General features: G+C 52.9%; 23 protein-coding genes. 9 read left to right on the top strand and 14 right to left on the bottom strand.

The genetic code is table 11. The features are described from left to right. Positions 1–5: 5 nt before the first annotated feature. From M0R70_05290 to M0R70_05280, 3 genes are all read left to right on the top strand, one after another. Positions 6–1,844 carry an ATP-binding protein gene (locus tag M0R70_05290; protein MCK9418780.1) on the top strand — a complete coding sequence of 613 codons (1,839 nt, stop codon included), beginning with the start codon at positions 6–8 and terminating at the stop codon, positions 1,842–1,844. A 114-nt stretch (positions 1,845–1,958) separates the two neighbouring features. Next, positions 1,959–2,858, top strand: coding sequence for a diguanylate cyclase (locus M0R70_05285; GenBank protein MCK9418779.1), 900 nt, complete (start codon positions 1,959–1,961; stop codon positions 2,856–2,858). A 262-nt stretch (positions 2,859–3,120) separates the two neighbouring features. Then, positions 3,121–4,083 (top strand): diguanylate cyclase, encoded by a 963-nt coding sequence (locus M0R70_05280; protein MCK9418778.1) that lies wholly within the window; start codon positions 3,121–3,123, stop codon positions 4,081–4,083. Positions 4,084–4,410: 327 nt separating this feature from the next. Here M0R70_05280 and M0R70_05275 read toward each other — a convergent pair whose 3' ends face one another. Beyond that, the gene (locus M0R70_05275) at positions 4,411–6,855 is read right to left on the bottom strand and encodes an EAL domain-containing protein (protein MCK9418777.1); all 2,445 of its coding nucleotides are present in this window, start codon (positions 6,853–6,855) and stop codon (positions 4,411–4,413) included. Continuing rightward, entirely contained in the window at positions 6,855–7,241 is a 387-nt protein-coding gene (locus tag M0R70_05270) for a DUF2892 domain-containing protein (protein MCK9418776.1), read from the bottom strand. The genes M0R70_05275 and M0R70_05270 overlap by 1 nt, the downstream gene beginning before the upstream one ends. A 578-nt stretch (positions 7,242–7,819) precedes the next feature. Here M0R70_05270 and mscL point away from each other — a divergent pair. Next, on the top strand, positions 7,820–8,257 hold the full coding sequence (gene mscL, locus M0R70_05265) for a large-conductance mechanosensitive channel protein MscL (protein ID MCK9418775.1): 438 nt from the start codon (positions 7,820–7,822) through the stop codon (positions 8,255–8,257). Between the two features lie 66 nt (positions 8,258–8,323). After that, entirely contained in the window at positions 8,324–8,605 is a 282-nt protein-coding gene (locus M0R70_05260) for a hypothetical protein (GenBank protein MCK9418774.1), read from the top strand. Positions 8,606–8,945: 340 nt separating this feature from the next. Here the strand turns inward: M0R70_05260 and M0R70_05255 are convergent, their stop codons facing one another. The 5 genes from M0R70_05255 to M0R70_05235 form a co-directional block, all read right to left on the bottom strand. Beyond that, positions 8,946–10,628, bottom strand: a complete 1,683-nt coding sequence (locus M0R70_05255) for an AarF/UbiB family protein (GenBank protein MCK9418773.1) — start codon at positions 10,626–10,628, stop codon at positions 8,946–8,948. A 245-nt stretch (positions 10,629–10,873) separates the two neighbouring features. Continuing rightward, a complete protein-coding gene (locus tag M0R70_05250; protein ID MCK9418772.1) occupies positions 10,874–12,358 on the bottom strand; it encodes an aminotransferase class I/II-fold pyridoxal phosphate-dependent enzyme in 1,485 nt (494 codons plus the stop codon). 5 nt (positions 12,359–12,363) lie between these two features. Beyond that, entirely contained in the window at positions 12,364–13,284 is a 921-nt protein-coding gene (gene speE / locus M0R70_05245; GenBank protein MCK9418771.1) for a polyamine aminopropyltransferase, read from the bottom strand. Then, entirely contained in the window at positions 13,281–13,682 is a 402-nt protein-coding gene (gene speD, locus M0R70_05240; protein ID MCK9418770.1) for an adenosylmethionine decarboxylase, read from the bottom strand. Before speD ends, speE begins: the two co-directional genes overlap by 4 nt. 149 nt (positions 13,683–13,831) lie before the next feature. Next, positions 13,832–14,179, bottom strand: a complete 348-nt coding sequence (locus tag M0R70_05235; protein ID MCK9418769.1) for a hypothetical protein — start codon at positions 14,177–14,179, stop codon at positions 13,832–13,834. Here M0R70_05235 and M0R70_05230 point away from each other — a divergent pair. Beyond that, positions 14,154–14,828, top strand: coding sequence for a hypothetical protein (locus M0R70_05230; protein MCK9418768.1), 675 nt, complete (start codon positions 14,154–14,156; stop codon positions 14,826–14,828). The genes M0R70_05235 and M0R70_05230 overlap by 26 nt on opposite strands. A 118-nt stretch (positions 14,829–14,946) precedes the next feature. Here M0R70_05230 and M0R70_05225 read toward each other — a convergent pair whose 3' ends face one another. Continuing rightward, on the bottom strand, positions 14,947–15,432 hold the full coding sequence (locus M0R70_05225) for a C40 family peptidase (protein MCK9418767.1): 486 nt from the start codon (positions 15,430–15,432) through the stop codon (positions 14,947–14,949). 103 nt (positions 15,433–15,535) lie between these two features. Then, on the bottom strand, positions 15,536–16,072 hold the full coding sequence (locus M0R70_05220) for a type II restriction endonuclease (protein MCK9418766.1): 537 nt from the start codon (positions 16,070–16,072) through the stop codon (positions 15,536–15,538). A 138-nt stretch (positions 16,073–16,210) separates the two neighbouring features. Here M0R70_05220 and M0R70_05215 point away from each other — a divergent pair, with 138 nt between their 5' ends. Beyond that, the gene (locus tag M0R70_05215) at positions 16,211–16,498 is read left to right on the top strand and encodes a helix-turn-helix transcriptional regulator (protein MCK9418765.1); all 288 of its coding nucleotides are present in this window, start codon (positions 16,211–16,213) and stop codon (positions 16,496–16,498) included. Beyond that, a complete protein-coding gene (locus M0R70_05210) occupies positions 16,498–17,025 on the top strand; it encodes a hypothetical protein (GenBank protein ID MCK9418764.1) in 528 nt (175 codons plus the stop codon). Before M0R70_05215 ends, M0R70_05210 begins: the two co-directional genes overlap by 1 nt. A gap of 212 nt (positions 17,026–17,237) precedes the next feature. On the opposite strand, the gene M0R70_05205 is transcribed toward M0R70_05210, so the two are convergent. From M0R70_05205 to M0R70_05190, 4 genes are all read right to left on the bottom strand, one after another. Continuing rightward, positions 17,238–17,666 (bottom strand): DUF86 domain-containing protein, encoded by a 429-nt coding sequence (locus M0R70_05205; protein MCK9418763.1) that lies wholly within the window; start codon positions 17,664–17,666, stop codon positions 17,238–17,240. Next, positions 17,663–18,070, bottom strand: coding sequence for a nucleotidyltransferase domain-containing protein (locus tag M0R70_05200; protein MCK9418762.1), 408 nt, complete (start codon positions 18,068–18,070; stop codon positions 17,663–17,665). The genes M0R70_05205 and M0R70_05200 overlap by 4 nt, the downstream gene beginning before the upstream one ends. Next, complete coding sequence (locus M0R70_05195) at positions 18,067–18,219, bottom strand: hypothetical protein (protein ID MCK9418761.1); 153 nt, start codon at positions 18,217–18,219, stop codon at positions 18,067–18,069. The genes M0R70_05200 and M0R70_05195 overlap by 4 nt, the downstream gene beginning before the upstream one ends. 215 nt (positions 18,220–18,434) lie before the next feature. Continuing rightward, on the bottom strand, positions 18,435–18,809 hold the full coding sequence (locus tag M0R70_05190) for a helix-turn-helix domain-containing protein (GenBank protein MCK9418760.1): 375 nt from the start codon (positions 18,807–18,809) through the stop codon (positions 18,435–18,437). Positions 18,810–18,969: 160 nt separating this feature from the next. On the opposite strand from M0R70_05190, the gene M0R70_05185 reads away from it, so the two are divergent. After that, the gene (locus tag M0R70_05185; protein ID MCK9418759.1) at positions 18,970–20,901 is read left to right on the top strand and encodes an ASKHA domain-containing protein; all 1,932 of its coding nucleotides are present in this window, start codon (positions 18,970–18,972) and stop codon (positions 20,899–20,901) included. Between the two features lie 92 nt (positions 20,902–20,993). On the opposite strand, the gene M0R70_05180 is transcribed toward M0R70_05185, so the two are convergent. Further along, a complete protein-coding gene (locus tag M0R70_05180; protein MCK9418758.1) occupies positions 20,994–21,854 on the bottom strand; it encodes a hypothetical protein in 861 nt (286 codons plus the stop codon). Positions 21,855–21,863 lie beyond the last annotated feature (9 nt).

Here is a 21,863-nt window from a genome sequence, read left to right as displayed (position 1 = left end):
TATCTATGTTGAAAAACATGCGGTTCCCGATACGATTTAAAATCCTTGTCATTTTGCTTCTTCTGGTGACCTCGGCGGTAAGTCTCATTACCCTCACGATGGCGAGGTTCTTCCACGACGATAAAACAACCTATATTCGCGATATCACGTCGGTGGTCGCTCTTCATATGGCGGAAGAGACCCGCTCGATGATGATCGGATATGAGGAAAAGCTCAGGATTTTTGCAAACCTTATCTATGACCGGGGTCTTTCGGAGGAGCAGAAGTCTGAACTGCTCAAACGGTTGTTCGCGGACCTGCAGCAGTTCGTGGCCATTACTGTTTATCAGAATGGAACGGAGCGGACGGTCGTGTATGATGCTTCGACATTCAATACAAAGGACTTTACGCGGGATGCCTTTGCGCACTACCGCCGTACCCATCCGCTTCCCCTTGAGCGGATACAGGCGGGCGAGGTCTATGTGGAAGACACCCTGCTTTCGGAAAAGGTGCCCACCTTTACCATGGCGATCGCACCGCCGATTCCGGACGCGAATGCGCCCGTGGTGATTGCCGCCCTGGTACGGATGGAAAGCCTGATGAACCTGTCTTCCCGCTCAAAGGTTTTTGAGACTTTCATTTTTGACGCGAATGGCGTATTCTGGTCACACACCGATCCGGGCCAGCTCTCCAGGCAGGTTTCAAAAAAATGGATGGATACCGTTACGGGTCTCAGGGAAGGGAAAACCGCCGGGACGACCATCGAGTATACCCAGAACAACATTGAGATGATCGGAGGGTTCGCCAACGTCAGTTTCGGCGGTTTGACGGCCGGGGTGCAGATACCGAAAAAGGTCGCCTATCTGACCGCCCGGGAATTGCTCAACAACCTCATCTGGGTCGCCCTGGCCATTCTTATCGTGTCCGCGATCGTGAGTCTTTTCGGATCACGAATGCTGACAAAACCGATAGAAAAACTTTCAAAGGCATCCCGGATCGTCGCCAAAGGACAGTTCGACGTCAAGGTGAACATAACCTCGCGAGATGAGATCGGCATGTTCGCCGATTCTTTTAACCAGATGGCCTCAGAGCTCGAAAGCCGCGAAAAGGCCCTCAAGGACTCGCAAACCGCGCTTATTCAATCGGAAAAGATGGCCGCCTTCGGGCAGTTGGGGGCCGGTATCGCGCATGAAGTAAAGAACCCGCTGGCAGGCATACTCGGGTTCGCCCAGCTTACGCTGCGAAAGCTCGAGAAGGACAACCCTCTCTACGACAACCTTGCCATGATCGAGAAAGAGGCCAAGCGGAGCAAGACGATCATTGAAAATCTTCTCAAGTTCGCCCGGCAGGAAAAAGTGGTCTTCGACAAGGTCGCCATCAACCTGGTCGTGGAGGAGTCCATGGCGATCGTCAGGCATCAGCTCGAACTGAACAAGATAAAGCTGGAAAAGGAGCTGATGCCGGAATTGCCGCCCATTGACGGCAATGCAAATCAGCTTGAGCAGGTGTTGATGAACCTCTTCATGAACGCCCAGCAGGCGATGGCGGGCAATCCCGGCAAGATAAAGGTGTCGACGCTCCTGCTCCCTCCCAACAAGGTGGAAGTGCGGATCAGTGATGCGGGTCCTGGAATGTCCAAAGAGGTCCAGGCAAAAATATTTGAGCCGTTCTTCACTACGAAACCGGCGGGGCAAGGCACCGGGCTTGGGCTTTCAGTAAGCTACGGGATCATCAAAGAGCATCGGGGGGATATCCGCGTGGAAAGCATTCCCGGAGAGGGGGCGACGTTCATCATCACCCTTCCCGCGGCAGTTCAACCGGATATGACGCCTTTACCGGGTGATCACATCGGTTCTCCGGCATGACGTTGAGGAATAACATTTGCTGAAGAATACCGCGGATAAGCAGAGGCAGAGAAGCAGCAGAAAACGGCAGAAGGATGGGCCAACGATGAATACCTATCAGGACAGGAGACGACCATGAAGCCGGGTATTCGTATTATGGTTGTTAATGATGACGAAAAGCTCAGGGACATTGTTTCACAGACCCTGAGCGATGACGGTCATGAAGTTACCAAGAAAAGAAGCGGTGAGGAGGCATTGGATGCCTTCCGAAAATATCCGTTTTCCCTGGTCATCGCAGATATTGAGATGCAAAGTATGAGCGGAATAAAGCTTCTTCAGGAGGTCAAAAAGCTTCACCCTGATTCCGAGGTCATCCTGATAACGAACTATCCCGCTATCGAGACGGCGATCGAGGCCCTCCGCCTCGAAGCCTGTGATTATATCATGGACACCTATGACAGCCTCGATTTGATCTCGTCCGCGGTAAACCGCGCAGTCGAAAAGATAAAACAGACCGAAGAACATTACCGACTGCTCGATATGCTCACGAAGCAGAACAAAGAACTGGAACAATCCCGGATAAAATTCACTGATTTGGCCGTCCGCGACGAGGTAACGGGATTATACAACGCCCATTATTTTCATGAGGCCCTCGCCATTGAATTGAACCGGTCCAGCCACCACCATCGGAACGTATCGGTGGTCTTTCTTGATGTCACCTGGCATAACTCCGACCGCAGCACCCGGGGACATGAGGAAAAGGCACGTCTGCTTTGCACCGTGTCCCAGATTATAAAAAAGAGACTCAGAAAGTCCGATCTGCTCGTGCGATACCGAGATGAAACATTTGCAATCCTTCTCCCTGAAACGCCCCGGGACGGCACCCAATGCGTCATCGAGAGCCTTCGGCGGCTTTTGTCTGAACATCCCTTTCAGGGAGCGGAGGGAAACATCACGGTCAGCATGAGAATGGCTGTTTACCCGGAAGACGGCGCCGACGGCACTGCTTTGATCAATAACGCTACCCACTGTTAGGCAGAGGGATCGAGCGGCAATGACAGGGCGCTGCGGTTTTCAATAGCTTCGAACGAAGGGATGGACCCCTTTGGCTCCTGATTCAGTTTCGTCCGGGGATGTTTTCTTAAACGCACGGGTTGATATTCCCCGGACCGCTCTGCTTCGGATTGGAAGCCGGGGACTGATCGTCTTCTGTATGGATTTGCAACGTGATTTTGAGGTATGATGTGGATCGTTGAGGTTCCTTCCGGCCAGGGAGAACTCGAGGAGATGGGTCCCGGTGAATGAAAAGATGGCAAAACCTTTTCGAATACTGGTTGTGGATGATGACGAAAGTCTCCGGACCGTGGTGTCCCAGGTGCTCACCGAAGACGGCCACGAGGTGACGACCGCGAGAAGCGGCGAGGAGGCGCTGGAGGTTTTCCGAAAAGATCCCTATCCGCTGGTTATTACCGATATCGTGATGGAAAACATGAGCGGCATGGAACTCCTTCAGTCGGTCAAGCAGCTCCGCCCCGATACCCAGGTAATCATCATGACCAGCCATGCCACGCTGGACACTACGGTTTTTGCCATTCGGGCCGGCGCCTATGACTATCTCATCAAGCCCTTTGAAGAGATTGAGTTGATCTCCACCGTGGCCGGCCGCGCACTGGATAAGATCCGCCTCATGGAGGAGAACCAGAACCTGATACTGCAGCTCAAACAAAAAAACGAGGAACTAAAAGGGGCAAACACCCTTCTCAAGGAACTGTCCATCCGTGACGGACTCACGGGATTGCACAATCATAAATACTTTCAGGAGACCCTTGCCCTGGAGATTCTCCGGTCCCGTCGAAAGGGGGTGATATTTTCCCTGATCTTCATGGACGTGGATTTTTTCAAGCGGTACAATGACACCTATGGTCATCCGGAAGGTGATAACCTGCTCATCCTGCTGTCAAATTTTCTGAAAGAATGTTTCCGAAAGTCCGATCTCATCGCTCGGTATGGAGGAGAAGAATTCGTCGCCCTCCTTCCCGAAACATCGAAAGAGCTTGCGTTCCAGATTGCCGAGAGTGTTTGCCATAAGGTCGCTGAATATCCTTTCCCGGGAAAGGACACCCAGCCATTCGGGAAGGTTACGATCAGCCTGGGAGTTGCCGCCTTCCCGGAAAACGGCAATGACGGCTCCACCCTGGTCAAGCATGCAGATCAGGCACTCTATCGGGCGAAGGAGAGTGGAAGGAATAAAGTCTGCTGAAGAATCCCGCTCGGCGACCCCGCTTTTCGTTTACCCGCGGCTTGTTACGCCCATCCGGGCATGCATGTTTTCTTATGCAACTTCATACACCGTAACCGTGCCGAACGCTTTCCGTTGTGCGATAACCATATTCCGGCATCACCAATATCTTTGTTTCGAATGATCGGGGAAACAGCATCCAATGAATGGAGCGCATTGAGGGGAAAAGGATTTCTGTTGCTTGATCCTCCGGTGCGGCGGGATTCTCATGAGACTTCTCTGCGGATTCTTGAAAACGCTGCAGGGGCCTGGCTCTGAAACACGAGGAACGAGCGAGAGAACAGCACATCAAAATTCAAGGGCTTGGCTGATCCTCATCTCTTCTTCCCGTCCCCGGCTTTGGGTGAGAAAGCCCAGCACCTCTCCCACCGGAATCGGATGACTGATGATGTTGCCCTGCATCGCATAACAGCCTTCAGCGCAGAGTACCTTCATCTGCGGCTCCGTTTCCACCCCTTCCGCCACAACATGAAGGTTCAGACTGCGCGCCATGGCAATGATCGCCCTGGCGATCGCCGTATCATCGACGCCGATAGTAATATCCTTGACAAATGCCCGGTCAATTTTTATTTCGTGGATGATAAAACTCTTCAAATAACTTAATGACGAGTAGCCAGTGCCAAAATCATCCATTGAGAACCGCACTCCTCTGCTCGATAATTCGTAAAATATGTCCATAATCTCGGCAGAATGCTGCATGACTATGCTTTCGGTGATTTCCAGCATGAGGTAACCGGGTTCCAGGCCGCACGCCTCAAGCGCGCCGGCTACTGTCTCGATAAAATTATGCTGTTGTAACTGCTGTCCGGATATATTCACTGACACGCGGAGCGAGGCATGACCGTTCTTCTGCCACTCCCGGTTCTGTGCACATGCGGTGCGCAGCACCCATTCTCCGAGAGGCACGATCAATCCCACCTCTTCAGCCAGGGGAATGAACTCATCCGGCATGATGATCCCCCTGTCCGGATGCTGCCAGCGCAACAATGCTTCCATGCCGATGATCGTGCCGGTGCGGATATCTATCTGGGGCTGGTAGAAAAGCACAAACTCATCTTGGTCCAGCGCCCTCCGCATGCGTGCCTCCATGGACAGCCGTTCGACCGTCGTCACGTTCATGGTTTGCTGGAAGTACTGGTAATTATTTTTCCCCCTGCTCTTGGCCTCGTACATGGCGATATCCGCGTTCTTGAGCAGAGTGTCAAGGTCCTCACCATCGATCGGATACAGGGCAACACCGATACTGGCGGTGATGAACACTTCATGGCCGGCGATCATAAACGGTCTCGCCAGGGTTTCGAGGAAGCGCTGCGCCACGATCGCCGCGTACGGCGACTGGTTGATCTCGGTAATCAGAATCGTGAACTCATCGCCGCCTTGACGGGCGATGGTCACTCCGGAATCCTCCACACTCCGGTGGGTGACGGTATCAGTTGAACGGATACTCTCGGTCAGACGCAGGGCAACCTCTTTCAAAAGCAAGTCTCCGGCCTGATGGCCCAGGGTGTCATTAATACGTTTAAAATTGTCCAGGTCGACAAAGAGCAGCGCAAGAAGGTGTCGATGACGCATGGCATGAGAAATGGCCAACTGCAGGCGGTCCTGGAACAGGAGGCGATTCGGGAGATTGGTCAGGCTGTCATAATAGGCCATTTTTGTTATCTGCGCCTGTGCATGCTTGAGGTTGCTGATATCGATAAAGCTTTCAATAAGATGATTCCGGCCTTTATACGGTATCTGCACAACGGACTTTAAAATCGGTTTCCGGCCGCCATTGGCAATCAGGAGTTCGCGTTCGGAGTTATCGATCAAAAAGTGATGGTCGGAAATGGGGCAGTTCCCGATCTCCGCGGGGCAGATGAAGTTATGACATACGCGTCCGAGGACCTGTTCCTTCAAAGAACCGATCATCTTAAGGGCGGCATCATTCACATCAACGATCTTGTGCGTCTCGGGATCAATGACGACAACACCGGCATGGATCGAATCCAGGATCTGCTTCAGTTGTGTTTCGCTTGCCCGGAGGGCATCCTCAGCCAGTAAGCGTTCCTTAAGAACCGCGTTGATCTGATCAAGCATTCGGTTGAAAAACCGGGCGAGATAGCCAAATTCGTCCGCCGCACGGGTGTCGAGCCGGAGAGCAAGGTCTCCTCCTGAAACAGCGTTCGTGGCATGGATGAGTGTTTGAAACGGTCTTGTGATAAACATGCGGATAACCCAGGTGAGAAAGAAGCCGAACAAAAGGGCCACGACTCCCGTTAAGGCGAACAATCCATTGCGGCGGGCCTTGGCGCTCTCATGGATCGGCGGGAAAAAGATCTCCAGTGTCATTGCCTGTCGTTGTGTCTGGAGCTCCGGCCCGTTGATATGCACCAGCCGGATGAGGGAGAACGTCTTGTCGGGCGGTTGCCCCACCAGAAGTCGCTGCTGATTAAAGGTCAGGGCGACACCTGAAAAATGAAACGATGCGAAATGCCTTCGAACAGCGGATTCGATGGTAGACGCTGCTATTTGCGGAGAGCCTTCCAGGTCCGCCGCGATCTGGTAGGCAAACTGGTCTGCCTGGGCAGACCAGTCGCTTTTTATTTTATTTTCGACATTTTGGAGAGAAAATATGGTGAATACAAGGCCGACAAATACAACCCCGTATAACACCGCGGCCGTGATCTTGATAGCGATACTGGCCCGCCAGTTTTTTACCCAGTCGTCGGATATGTGGAGACCCTCATCCATTATCGAAAGCCTAATTTCTTAAATGAGATCGATATGGGGCAGATGCCGGTAATACCCGCCATGAAGAGGGCAAACCCCACGAACCAGGGAAAAAACCAGAGGGTCCTGGGAAAGACGAAGCAAGAAACAAGGAGGAGAATCGAAATGACCAGTCTGAAAGCACGCTCAGCCTCAAAGTTGTACTTGCCTGTTCGTAGAGCGTCCGTGGCTATCTCGAGATATGCGGGACTCTGTCTCAGTTTTGAAATCATACTGGGAATGCGCCAGTTAGTAAGACCTTCGAAGGTGATTATGCCGATATAAACATACAGGAGGTCATTCCATTCGAAGAACATGATGATAAGCAATGTCGCGCCAAGCAGCAGTCTGAAGATACGTTCACTCATGCTGTCCTCCGTTCGTCCGATCTGATTTCTTCAGGCAATACACACCGGTGTCCCGGGTATTCTTTTTGATTCGGGATGATTTTACATGAAACTTGAGGGGAACACAATAAAAAACTGTCGGGTCATTACACACGATGATGCAACGCGAGACCCACGCACAGAGTTTTATTTTTCAAGACAGGAAGAGCCCGTGTCGTTATGTGTTCGAGGACAAAGATCATGGTACAACCAGGGCGCCGAACAGTTGAACGTTGATACTGCAGGCATCTTGACCGATTACGCTCGTCATCAATACTTCCGCAGGGATGTAGCCCGATATCTGCTTGCTGTGCAATAAGAAAATGCCGGTTATGAGTATTATTTTTATGCAAACGTACTTTAGTTGTATTGACTTCATGTTATTTCAGGTATTTAATAATAATCATTGTATGCTCCGCGCTTATCAGACGGCAGCGCGTATCTGCTTTTTTGCACACCAGTAATTATCAACTCGTTTGAATTAATTCAACCTGACACATAAATAATCCGGTAATATAGTATATCGGGTATGAGAGCTTTCATTGAGAAAGGAGACATGCATGTTAAAAGAGTTCAAGGAATTCATCCTGCAGGGAAATGTAGTGGACCTCGCGGTCGGCATCATCATCGGCGGGGCCTTTGGAAAGATCGTCACCTCGCTGGTGAATGATGTCCTGATGCCGCCGCTCGGGAGGATCCTGGGCAATGTTGATTTCAGGGGGTTGTTCATCAACCTTTCGGGAACATCGTATCCATCGCTTGTTGCCGCCAAAGAAGCAGGGGCGGCCACCATAAACTATGGGATGTTCATCAACACAATAATAGATTTTATCATTGTGGCGGCAGCAATATTTATCCTGATCAAACAGGTCAATCGTTTTAAGAAACCAGTGGAAGTTGCAGCTCCGGCCACCAAGGCATGTCCCTACTGCCTGTCCAATGTGCCGATCAAAGCGACCCGTTGTTTCGCGTGCACATCGGATTTGAAAAATGCGTGATAAAAGAATACGCTGGAGTCAATAACAACAGCAGCAAAAAAATCGATAAAAGGAGATCACAGTATGATGAAACGCAGTCTGGTCGTGATGGCAGTCGGAATTTTTTTTCTGGTAGCATCGTTTGCATTTGCCGGGATGCCCAAGACATACCAGGTGACAGGACCGGTGCTGGAGCTGACAAATGACATGATCGTTGTTCAGAAAGGGAAAGATCGCTGGGAGATCGCCCGCGGAGCGGATGTTAAAGTGACGGGCGACCTCAAGGTCGGCTCGAAAGTAACGATCGAGTACCGGATGAATGCAGCTTCGATCGAGGTCAAAAATGCAGAAAAGAAAAAGGGCAAGTAAGGAAGTCGCAAATTTCTGATTTACCGGCCAGCCGGGACTGAGTGAGCAATTATATCCTCGCGAGACCTTGGGACAAGGTCCTTGCGGGGATTTTTTTTAAAGAGAGGGAGTGACAACGAAGAAAGCAGCAGCAATAAAAAACCGGCTTATTTCATCACGGCAGGTTACCTCGGACCGGCAGTGGTTGCATCGAGTGATACCTGTTCCCATCTAAATAACTGCGGGGACATGTTTCATGTGCATGACAAATTGATCCGTCATCACAGACATTTTCAACAACCTGCAAATGAGCGACCCAATGATGTTCCGGCCTTCCCGTCGTCGTGTCGAGCAAGACCTTTCACACCTTCAAGGAACGATTTCTCCTGGAGAGCCTCATCCACAAATAGCCTGCGCCTGCGAGGCTCAGGATCGGAAGCACCGGCAGGTCGGGCAGATGCAGAACAGACTCCAACCACTTCTCGAACCCGCTTTCATTGCTGAGGATCGCGGCAGCGAAGATCAGCGAGGCAATGATGAAACCGTGTGCGATGTTCAGGCCGGACCTGTCCGTTCCGCGCGCATTGCTTCGGTGGTCATTAGCCGCGCTCCAGGAGGCCGGTTGGTCGAGCAGGCTTATTGCCCTGGCCCCATACTTGGAAACCAGCTGTTTCAGCCTCTTTGCCTCGAACGGGATCGCCTTCAGCAGCTTCTGCACGTCATCGAGCTTGGGGGCAGTGGTCATGGTCTTCTGCACAAAGGCGCTCATATACTCCACGAGATTGATCTCCGGGTCGAGTGACAAACAGGTTCCCTCAAGCGTGGTGATCGCCTTGGACATGACCACGAATTCGTTCGGTATGATGATCCCGAAATCCAGACAGGTGTTCAGCAGCCGTTCCATCATATGCGAGAACGGGATCCCCGCCGCCTTAATGATGTGCATCTCCGAAAGGACCTCGTTCATCCGGCGGCGAAAATTCACCAGGTCTATGTCGCGGCTGTTGACGTTGCACAATTCCAGGAACGAATCGGTGATCCTCGTTACCTGTTCCTCCGACATGCCGTACAGGATGTCAAGGGTCCACGCACGCATGTCCTCCGGCAGATAACCCACGATCCCGCAATCGAGATAGGCGATGGTGTTGTTCTTCAGCAAGAAGATGTTTCCCGCGTGGGGGTCGCCGTGAAAGAACCCGTCGACCAGGATCTGCTTCAGCATGGAGTCCGCAATGAGGCGGGCCACGACTTTTCTGTCGATCTCGTCCAGCGGCGCCTTCAGGACATTGACGCCACGGAGGTATTCCATCACGAGGACCTTCCTGGTAGTGAGGTCGCGATAGATTCTGGGAAAGGACACTCCGGGATAGTCCTTGAAGTGGTAGGCAAAGTGGAGCGCGTTCTTCCCTTCCTGGCGGAAATAGAGCTCCCGGTCGGTCCATCGAGAGAACTCCCGGATGAGCATGACGGGCCGGTTCTTCCTGATCGAGGGGAAGAACCGCTCCAAAAATTCCGCAAAGAACATCATGATAAGGATGTTCGACACCGTCTCTTCCCGGATCCCGGGCCGCTGGACCTTGACCGCCACCTCTTCACCTGTCCGGAGCCGCGCCCGATGGACCTGAGAAATTGAGGCCGCGGCCACGGGGGTCTCGTCGAATTCGCTGAAGATCTCGGCATAGTCTTTTCCCAGCTCGCTCTCCAGCACCGTTTTTACCTCGGCAAAGGGGAACGGCGGGACCTGGTCCTGCAGTTTTTTGAATTCCGTGCAGCACTCGAGGGGGACCAGGTCCGGCCTGAGGCTCAGGAACTGTCCTAACTTTATATACGTGGGCCCGAGTTTTACCAGGGCCTCCCGCGCGACGTCCGGCGCGTTGTAGTTCTTCTTTTTTGGCATGAGGTACTTGCTGATGACATTCCCGTATTTTGCGGAGGGATCGAACTTGAAATGGTAGGGCAGGCGGAAAACGTAATGATTGCCCAGGATGAAGAGAATCTGGGCAAAGCGTTTCGTACTGCGAACATACGTGAATACCGATGCCATAGAATATATTCCTTTCCAGAGAAGGCATGGTTGTGCTGACGGGGAGGGTATATCAATGTGAATGTATACAATTATATGCTTATGTTCTTTATTGTCAAGGGGAAGGCTGGAATAAGTTCAGCATTCAGTGTTCAGCGAAAGGACCGGACGGGGATCTCTGTGCAGACAGTTGCCACGCGAAGCACCGTTAGTACTCTACAATATCTCGTGATGTAGATCGTTCAAACTTGGATTGGGAGCCCGGTCTAAACCTTCGCAACCCGTACGAGGCTGTTGTTCTCGTTCAGGCCGTCGATGATGGCGCCGAGACCCGCCATGTTCTGGAGGTAGTTCAGGGCGTCCTGGGAGATCTCTTCTCCCGGGACCAGCAGCGGAATGCCCGGGGGATAGACGGTCACGATCTCTGTCGAGACCCTGCCGACGGAATCGTTCACGTTCACCAGCTCGCTGTCCGAATAGAAGGCGTCACGCGGGGTCATGATGAAGCTGTTCGTGAGCAACGGCGGATGGACCTTGTCGAGCGGCAGGAGCGCGCCCTGGAGCCCGGTCTCGGCGGATATCACCTTGAGCGCTTCCACAAGACGATCCAGATCGTCCTGGCGGTCGCCGATCGAGACGATGACGAGTACGTGGAAGGGATCCGCCATTTCAACCTGGATATCGAACCGGGCGTTCAGCTCATGGGACACGTGGTAGCCCGAGAGTCCCATGTCAGACACGGTAATGGTCAGCTTGGTCACGTCCATGTCCGCCATGCCGGCCTGCTTTGCCTGGTCCTTGGTGAAGCAGGTGATGCCGGGGATCAGATTGATCCTGGCGCGGGCCTCCTCGGCGAGCTTGATGGTCCGGGTGAGCAGCTTTTTGCCTTCCGTGGCCATCTGCATGCGCGCCAGGTCGAGGGAGGCCATCAGGATATAGGACGGGCTCGTGGTCTGGAGGAGCTTCAACGTATTGGTGACGTCATCAAGGTTGACCCTGCCGGCGTTTGCGTGAAGCATGGATGCCTGGGTCATGCCGCCGACGATCTTGTGGGTTGACTGAACGCACATGTCCGCTCCGGCCTCGAGGGCGCAGGTGGGAAGCTTGGGGTGGAACTTGAGATGCGGTCCGTGCGCTTCGTCCACAAAGACCGAAAGACCCTTTTCGTGGGCAAAGGCAATGATCTTTTCGACGTCGGCACAGAGCCCGTAGTAGTTCGGGCTGGTGATCAGCAGCGCACGCGCTCCGGGATTGGCATCAATGGCTTCTCTGACCGTTTCAAAGGTCACATTCAGGGTAAGTTTGAGGTTATGGTCGAAATCGGGTTGGAAGAATATGGGCTGCGCCCCGCTCATGATCAGGCCGGTGAGGACCGACCGGTGGCAGTTTCGGGCGATCAGGACCTTGTCGCCCGGGCCGGTTGTGGCCGCAACCATGGCATGGTTCCCCACGGTGGTTCCGTTCACCAGGAAATAGGATCGGTCCGCGCCGGCTGATTTGGCTGCAAGCTCCTGGGCCTCTTTGATAACGCCCGTCGGATTCTGCAGGGAATCCACTTCATCGAGGGTGGTGAGGTCGATCGAAAAGACGCGCGGTCCCACGAACTTGCGGAACCGGGTGGCTATGCCTTTGCCGCTCTTATGTCCGGGGGTATGGAAGGAGACCTTGCGGCTCTCCGCAAGGTTGACCATTGCGTCAAACAGGGGGGTGCGGAACTGCTCATCCTCGATTCGTGAAGGAGGAGGATTCATCGGCGTCAATGATAGGTGAAGAGGGGCGCATTGTCCTCTATGATCTTGGTCTCTTCAGCCAGGGCCTTGCGAATATGTTTGGGCAGCATGAACATGCCCTGGTTCGTGATGCCGTCGTAATAACGGTTCTCACCCTTGATCCGCTTCTTGATCATGGCATCCAGGTCTTTGGGGGCGAATGTTCGGGGATCGAGGTTCTTCGAGGCCAGGGTGAAGCCCCAGGGGAGGGCGAAGGACGGTATGGACACCGCATAGGGCGCCACCACCGGGAATACCGCGTTCAAGGTCTTGTCCACTGCCGTGAAGTTCAAAAGCTGATGCAGTGCCGTGGTGCCGGCCTGAAGTGATATGGTGCCGTCCGGGCTCAGCCGCTCTTTCACGATCTCGTAGAACTCGCGGGTGTACAGGAGGTATGCCGGGCCTTCTTCAACAGGTTCGGAGATATCGATGATGATCACATCATAGGTGTCGGTCGTTTCCTCAAGGTACTTGCGCGCATCCATGTACCTGAGGTCGGTCCGCGGGTCATCAAAGGCGCCCTGGTGCCACTCGGGCAGGAGCTCCTTTGATTTTTCAACCACTTCCTGGTCGATGTCCACCATCATGCAGTACTCGACGCTGTTGTGGCGGAGCACTTCACGAAGCGTGGCGCCTTCGCCGCCGCCCACGATGAAGACGCGCTTCGGGTTCGGGTGGGTAAGCATGGCCGGGTGGACCAGTGCCTCATGGTAGATGAACTCATCGGTGACCGTGGACTGCATCTTGCCGTCCAGCACCAGGCACCGGCCATAGCTCCCGCTGTCCATGATCTCCATCTTCTGGTATTTGGTTTGGCTCGCATAGTGGATCATCTTGATGCCGTGCAGATGCCCCTCGTCGGGGCTCGTGTACTCAATGAACCACTTGTTGCTCTTGGGCTCTATCATGCCTGGACCAGTTCTCCCTGCGCGACGGGCTTATGGGGAAGCTTTTCGGTGCCAAGGACGCCCCTCTTTATCTCGAGGATCGAGGGATTCTGGGATTGGAACTTCTCAATGAGGTAGTTTGCGGCGACCCTGGGGTCGATCAGGTCCCCGCAGGTGAAGACATCGACTGCGGCATAGCCGTATTCCGGCCAGGTGTGGATGGCAAGGTGGGATTCGGCGATGACCACCATCCCGCTGATGCCAAAGGGGCTGAACTCGTGGAAAGCGACTTCAACAATGGTCGCTTTTGCCTCAAGTGCGGCATTTTTGAGTGTTTCCTGTACAAACTCTAGATTACTCAGTGTTGTGCGGTTGCAATCCCGCAATTCCAGCAACAAGTGGGTTCCTAATGCGTGCAACCTGTTTGCCTCCTTCTCCGCCTGCTTCACAAGCTCCGGGATGCCACCCGGTCTCCGCAGACACTGCCTCCCGATCTCTCCGGAGGGTTAAAGTTCGATGCCAATCCGTCTCAACGTCAGACGGTGCCAAAAAAAGAAAAACTTAGTTGTCATTTATCAAAAATTGAACTCTTTGTCAAGAGTAAAAGTGATTCGCGCTCATTTTTTTCTTCCACGCTGTTCTCTGTTTCGCCGAGACCGCTCGCGAGGAGTTCGAGGGCTCTTTTTTTGTTGCGCAATATACTCTTTTTCTCACCGAATGCAAGTGAAAATTGACGCCCGCGAAAAAAAACTTTACTTCTATCCCCGATAGTTTTAATATTGCCCCCTGTGCTCCCGCCGGGAGTCGCCGGAGCGTCACCATTCGGGATTTTTGGGGCTCGAAACCCCCGGTCTTCCGACTTCTGACCTCTGTATTTTGGAGGAACCGCCATGTCGTCAGACAACAATGGCTTCATCGAGATCGCTTCCGTGCTTGTGAACCCCGAGATCTTCACCCGTCCCTACACCTGCGACGTGGTCGGCTATGACTGCAAATCGCAGTGCTGCTACCGCGCCTGCATCGTTCCCGGGCACGAGACCAGACGGATCGAGGCGAACTTTGACGACATCCTTTCGTATCTCGGCCCGGAGAACCGGGAAGTGCTCAAAAAGAACGGTACGATCCTTGCCGACTGCAAAAAACAGTGCCCCAAGGGCTGCGAGATCCACGAAGACGAGGCGCAGGCCATCAAGCGGGCCTTCGGGGGCGAGGAATTCCGCTGCGTGCTGATCCATAACAACATCTGCTCCCTGCTCTACACGAACAAGGAAGGGCTCAAATACTGCGCCGTGCATACTTACGCCCTGGACAAGGGCCTGGTCTGGGAAGAATACAAGTTCGCGGACTGCGTTCAGTACCCACTTGCCTTCTACTCGGACAAAAACGGGAAGCAGGTGCTTTCGATCCAGGACACGCCCTACCTCAACCACATCCCGTGCATGAGCAGGCCGAAGGGCGAGCCCATGTACAAAAGCCTCAGGAAGACCATCGAGACGTACCTGAGCAAGGATTTCTATAAGGAACTGGATGCTTACGTTGGGAAGAGTGCGGAATGCCCCCGATAGAGGCTTTCGAGGGCAGGCTCCGTGCGGAGTGCGGCAGAACCGGCGGCAAACACTGGGAAGAAGGGTAAGAAGAATTAAAGAAGTCCTCTCCCCCGGTGAGGGATCGAGGTGAGGGGCGTTACATGAATCGCCGAGCCTCGACGAAGGAGCTTTTCCAGTAGGGGTCTTCGAGGCTCTCTGTTCGGACCTGCCCACCGGTGCTGGGGGCGTGGACAAAGGTATCGCCGCCGAGATAGATGCCGACATGGGAATATGTCTTCCCGCGCTCGTTAAAGAACAGAAGATCGCCGATCTGCATATTTTCTTCGATTGGCAGGGTGATGGCCCTGAGCGCCTTCGTGCCGTGGGGCACGTCCAGGCCAGCGGCCTGATAGCTGTATTGCACCAGGCCGCTGCAGTCGAAGCCCGCGGGGCTGTTTCCTTTGTACTGGTAGGGTCTGCCGATCATGGAGACTGCGGTGAAGGCGGCTTGCTCACCGATGGTTGTCTCGACAGGGTCGGCTATCTCGCCGACAGCGGGGATGCGGTCGGTCTTCTCGCCTGTCGTTGTGGGGATACGGTCGGCTTTCTCGCTGATATCGGGGGTATTGTCAAATGGGGGCACAGTGGTTACCGTGGCGCACCCGGAGAGAATGCTGATTCCGAAAAGAACAGTAAAATGAAGAAAATGCTTACGAAAGGTCGAGCATCTTCGGCCTATATTGCGACTAATCTTCATACGGGCCGAGGAACCGCTTACCATTGAAGTGAAGAAGATGTGTCGGGGATTCGGCAAACCAGGCTTCCGTCTCCCATGAGATATCGTTAAGATACTTGATCATTGCGCGCCGTTCTAGAAACGCCGTCACAAACACCAACCCGATCTTTGCTCCAGCAAAAAGCTCCTTCAGTTCCTGTCTCCGCTTCGGGTTTACCGGGCCGTGGCTTGTTACTGCTTCGATCAGAACAAGCCAGTCCTTCTCAACGTGATGCACCACAACATCCGGCATCTTTCCATGTTCTTCAATCTCTACCCCAATCGCCCTCAGAGCATTGGGGTCGAAATATGACCATTTTTCCTTAGTATCGCTAACATAAAGTACACGCCCAGCCGGAGTATACAGTGAGCATAAATTATCAAGGACCTTCTTTACCAATACATTCTGCCTGCCCGGCAAAAGCTTGATCTCCTTACCGTTCGACAGCGCAACCGGGATCTGCCGCATCTCACGTTCTTTTCCATGACGCTTTTCCAAAGTTTTCATGGTTTGCCTCTACTCGCTCTCTTGGCTCATTAAATTATCTCGCCGGATTCCCGGAGCAGTTACAAACTGCACGTTGCATTAGGCTACAGGAATATCCCAACTTGGGTTTATCGCCCGCCTCGTGGTATAAATGACTGAATGAAAAACTCGCCCTATGATATTGCCTACCTTGAATTACGTCGGATACTTAAGGACTTACGAGAAGCGAAGCAATTGACCCAGGCTCAACTTGCTCGTAAACTTTCTGTTCCCCAAAGCTTTGTCAGCAAGTATGAGACTGGTGAGCGTCGGATAGATGTTATAGAAACCGCACAGATTTGCCGAGCACTCGAAACGTCAATGACCCAGTTATTGTCTAAACTTTCGAAGCGGCTCAAGTATACTGTTAAAATCAATCCGAAAAACTCAACCATGAGGGGGACTTAATGGCCGACAAAAAGATAAAAAAATCGGCGATTTTGCATACTCCCGAGTTGACCACCCCAACGATGACTAGGATAGTGGATAAAAAGAGAGTTGGTAATGCAACTGCGCGCCGAGCTGCCCAAATCCTTGTAGAAAAACAACTTGGCTTTACTCTACCCACACCTAAACAGAAAAAAAATATTGTCGTAGCTTTTGTTAAGAAAGATATGATCGTCTACGGACGTGCTTTTGACATTATTAAGCTTCTTGCACCTGTTGATCTCGACGACCTATCAGAAGTTGAAGCAAAAATAAATAAGATTCAGCTTCTCGAGATCAAATCAACAAACAAAGATAAAATCAACGTCAACTTTCGAGGATATTTTTTTGGACTTACTGCCGCTGAAGTTCTTGTCGCCCAAAGTCTAAAACAACAGTTCAAATTTGCATTGGTTAACACTCTTACCAATCACCACATCGAACTCAGCTTGAACGAGCTGTTCGGTCGAGCCAAAGGCATTTATCCCACCTGGAGCATTCTGCTGTAACTATATCTGTTATCCTTTGCTGCCCCCACCAGGGACCACCAAGGATCAAATCCCCCAGAGAGAAGCACTTTGGTGATGTTGTTTCTAACCGCGCTGTCCGTCCTTTCGTCAAAGTCGTTCCCGATCCACAATCGATCATCAGCTTCGCGAGGGTTCTTCCATCGATCAGGATCATCTTGGGACTCAGTATGACGTAAAACAATATCGGGAAATCACGATGAATGGCCGCGGCCAAACTCCATGACATGATTTGTCAAAACAACCAGATCATCGAGATGATGCTCAATAACATCCACCATGATCTTTATATCCATTTCCTGGTACTGATGGACCATAATATTGCGAAACCCGACCATTCCCTTTAATTTATTCGCAAGCTCCTCGGGGATGACCTTGACCCGGGCGAGAATCTCAAAACTTTCCTTGCTGTCCTTCGGCATGCCAAGCTTACCTTTTCTGATGACATGATTTGCCAGGTCGATGGCCTGTTCTGCGGCCCGCTGAAGATTTGCGGCGATGGCGTCCTGTTTCAGGTGGTCTTTTTCAAAAGGCAGCTCGGACGGCATGGCATAGTATAGGCGTATCTGCTGTATGCAGCGCTCAATGCTTTCTTTTTTGTTTAAAATCACGTCCAGCATCATTTCAATATTCTCCCAGTCTCCAATATATCTTCCAGGATACCCGCCCGTTCCTCGTTCAGCTTTTGGTAAGAAGAAATGACCTGCATCTCAAATTTATCGACAACACATTCGCTTTGCTGATAGATGATTCTGCCGTGCTGTATGATTTCGTTCTGAAAAACGGTATTTACCGTCCGCATGTTGATAAGGTCCACCGTTCTTTTCAAAACATTTTCGAGTGCGTCCCGGCAATCGCTCATGGCAAGATTTTTCAAGAGCTTGGCTCTTTCATGCGGGAAGAGAACGGCAATGTCCGCGTCGCTGTCCAGTTGCTGGTCCGGCGTCAGATAGGAGCCGAAGAGATAGATCCCCTCCACGTCAGGATAAAAGCTCAGCACTGTTTTTACTATTGTTTCGCCATTCATACACTCACCTCAACAACTCTCATCGCATCGTTCTCGAAAATGTCCGCAACTTCAGGGCAATGCTTGAGGAGCTCTGCATCGATGTTCACAAAATCCCGTAGACACCATAGGCTCTCATTTACAAGGACGAGGAGTGTCCTGGTATCCATGCTTATTCCCCCGGAGTATATCGGAACAGTAACATTATTATACTCTCTTTGCATTTCGAATCAACATCTTGTCGTCTTCACGACGCTTACGATTGCTTTCTTTCTTCGCATCGCCTTTCCGTCCCCAATAAGAGCCGCAGCCCTTTTTCGATCCTGAATGTTCCGTCTTTTTCGCGTTGTATCCCATATCAATTTGAAATTGGGCTGGTCATAGGCTATGCCTTGCGGATCATCTCCACCAGTTCATCGAGCTTCTTCTCGGATATCTTCTTTCCTCGCAGGGTCCGGAACAGGATCGGCAGGCTTGCCGCGATCTTTGCATCATTCAAAAGCTCTTCGGGAATGCGCCCCCCTTCAACAGCGGCGAGGTCGAAGAAAGTGTACCAGTCGTCGGTGCCTTTCCTGATATGCAGGTACTTGGCGTATTCTTCGAGCTTGTCGCTGCCCTGGGGCGGCTGCATGAGCCCTCGTTCGAGCTTGCTGATGTTGCCTGGATCGAGCTTGTTGTCAAGGCAGAACTGGCGCAAGGTCTTCTTGAGGTCAATTCGTTTTTCCTTAAAGAACTCTCCGAATGTCATTTTTGTCGACATGGTGAGCCCTCCCTTCTTTACTGTTGTAATCATAATACAACACTCAGATAGGGCTTGTCAAGGTCTGAAGTTGTATGTTGGTAAACCATGTTCTGGCCATACAGACTGGGGGACCCAGAATCTCCTTGACCCTTTTTCATCGCCCTGCTATATTCAACTCATGAAACGCAAGGTCACCATTCTCCCCGACAACGTCACCGTCGATGTCGATGACAACACGAACCTTTTCAAGGCCGTGAAGGCTTCGGGCGTCTATGTGCTCTCGTCCTGCGGCGGCAAGGGCAACTGCGGCAAGTGCAAGGTCGTTATCAAAGAGGGCTCGGTCGAAAGCGGCAAGTCCCGTTCCTTCCTGTCTCCTGAAGAAGCGGAGCGCGGTTACGCGCTCGCCTGCCTCTCCCGCGTCAAGAGCGACCTGATCGTCGAGATCCCGCAGGAGTCGCGCATGCAGGCAAAGCACAAGATCGCAACGGGCGCGAACAGGGATGAGCTCATCAAGCACATGCAGGAGGCCGGCGGGTGCCTTGAGTCGCGCATCAGCCGCATTTACCTTGAGCTCAACCCCCCCACGATCGACGACAACATAGCGGACTATGAACGGCTCCGGCGCTGCCTCGACAAAAAGGGATTTGATGCGTCCCACCTGCACATGAACTACCTGGTGTTGAAAAAGCTCTCCCATGTGCTGCGGGAAGAGAATTGGAAGGTCACGGTATCGGTCTTCAAGGTCAGCGAAGTGCTGGAGGTCCTGGACATTTTCCCCGGAGACGCCACGAAGACGCGGTACGGCGCCGCCGTGGACATCGGCACAACCACGGTGGTCGTATACCTCGTTGATATGACGAACGGCAACATTATCGGCACCGCTTCGACGTACAACAGCCAGGTGAAGTGCGGAGACGATGTGATCACGCGCATCGTCTATGCAACTGAGCGGAACGGGCTCAAAGAACTTCAGGGCCTTGCCGTGGGCAACATAAACCTGTTGCTTGCCGAGATCGCGGAAAAGAACAAGGTGCCGCAGGGCATGATAGACTACATCGTGGTCGCGGGCAACACCACCATGATGCATTTGTTCTACGGCGTTGATCCCCAGCATATCCGCGAGGAGCCCTATATCCCGACAGCGACCTTCTTCCCGCTCATTCGCGGCAAGAACGTGGGACTGCAGATCCATCCCCAGGCCGTCATTTACTCCATGCCGAACGTGGCCAGCTACGTGGGCGGCGACATTTCCTCCGGCGTGCTCGTATCGCAGATCCACAAGCAGGACAAGGTCTCGCTCTTCATCGACATCGGCACGAACGGCGAGATCGTGCTCGGGAACAAGGAATGGCTCGTGACCGCGGCATGCTCGGCAGGCCCGGCGTTCGAAGGGAGCGGCATCAAGTTCGGCATGCGCGCCATGGAAGGGGCCATCGAAGAGGTCGAGATCGACCCGAAAACGTATGAGGTGAACTTCCGCGTCATCGGAGATTCGAAGCCCATCGGCATCTGCGGTTCCGGCATGATCGACATCCTCGCCGAGATGTATCTGAACGGCGTGATCGACCAGAAGGGAACGATCCGTGAAGAGATCGGGTCAAAACGCATCCGCCGCGGGGAGAGCGGTCTGGAGTTCGTGATCGCCTGGCGCGTGGAGAGTGCGATCAACAAGGAGATCGTGATAACCGAGGTGGACCTTGACAACCTGATCCGCGCCAAGGCCGCGATCTACGCGGGGTTTGCCACGCTGCTCTCGCACATGGACGTGGGATTCGGCGACATCGAGAAGCTTTTCATCGCCGGAGGTTTCGGACGCTATATCGACGTCGAGCGCGCCATCACCATCGGCATGCTGCCCGATCTGCCCGTGGAGAAGTTCCAGTTCCTGGGCAACACGTCCATCATGGGCGCGTACTACGTCCTCCTGTGCGACCAGCTGCGCCACGAGGCGGAAGAGATCGCGAAGAAGATGACCTACATCGAGCTGTCTGTTTCGCGCAGCTTCATGGACGAGTACATGTCCGCGCTGTTCCTGCCGCACACGGATCTGAACGCTTTCCCGACGGTGAAGAAGGAGTTGGAGAAGAGGAAGAAGAAGGGGCAGGGTTGAGGTCTCCTCTGGCCGGATCGCATTAAAACATCCGGAAACCGTTCGGCAGGGTTAATGACCCCCCCCCGAAAAGATCAACGACGACAATAAATTTATTTTTTTGTAACTGGGTGGGCTTTTTTGCCAGACAGGGAGCCTTCAACAGGGTGCCCCAGCGATACTCCCTCCGCGAACCGCATCAAACGCTTGCAGTGTCTTACGACGGCTTCCCAATCCCAGAGATCCGGGTTCTTCAGATGGGGATGAGAATCGAACCAATTCTCCGCCTTTTTCTGACTGTTGCACGAGACGCAGCAGTTGATGAGGGGTAGCTTTTCGAAGTTAAGCTGGAGAATGATTATACCCCAACCTCTGATGACATGCCGGACAACGTGCTCCGCGCCCTTTTGTGTTTCCCGGACGACTTTCCTCTTTTCAACATAGCCCCGGGTGTCCGGGTACCATATTGTGAATCCCACAAATTGCCTATTCGCCTCGATTGCCGCATCGATAAAAGCATTTACGTCCCTGGCCGAAACGAAGTCGCCTGTATTTTCCCCCTCGTCCGTGTTCCTGAGATATACCTCGGGATTTCCAGATTCAAATATGCTTACGATCAGTTTGCCAAGGCCCGTGCGGTCAAGATTTGTGTTTGTCTGCATTTTCCCCGATCTTCCGATCTCCGGCGTCTCCGTTATTATATGCCGCGATTCGTATTTGTCAAATGAAATTGAGTTTGTGCAGGCAACCACCTTGACGTCGAGCGCGTCATCACCATCGGCATGCTGCCCGACCTGCACGTGGACAAGTTCCAGTTCCTGGGCAACACGTCCCTCAGGGGTGCCTGCTACGGCCTCCTGTGCGACCAACTGCGTCATGAGGCGGAAGAGATCGCGAATAAGATGGCCTCTATCGAGCGTTCCGTTTTGCGAAGCTTCATGGACGAGCACCTGTCCGCGCTGTTCCTGCCGCACACGGATCTG

The organism is Nitrospirota bacterium (genome assembly GCA_023229435.1).
GTDB lineage: Bacteria > Nitrospirota > UBA9217 > UBA9217 > UBA9217 > JALNZF01.
Note: the sequence above shows the minus strand (reverse complement) of the source record. Positions and strands in the feature narration are given on the sequence as shown.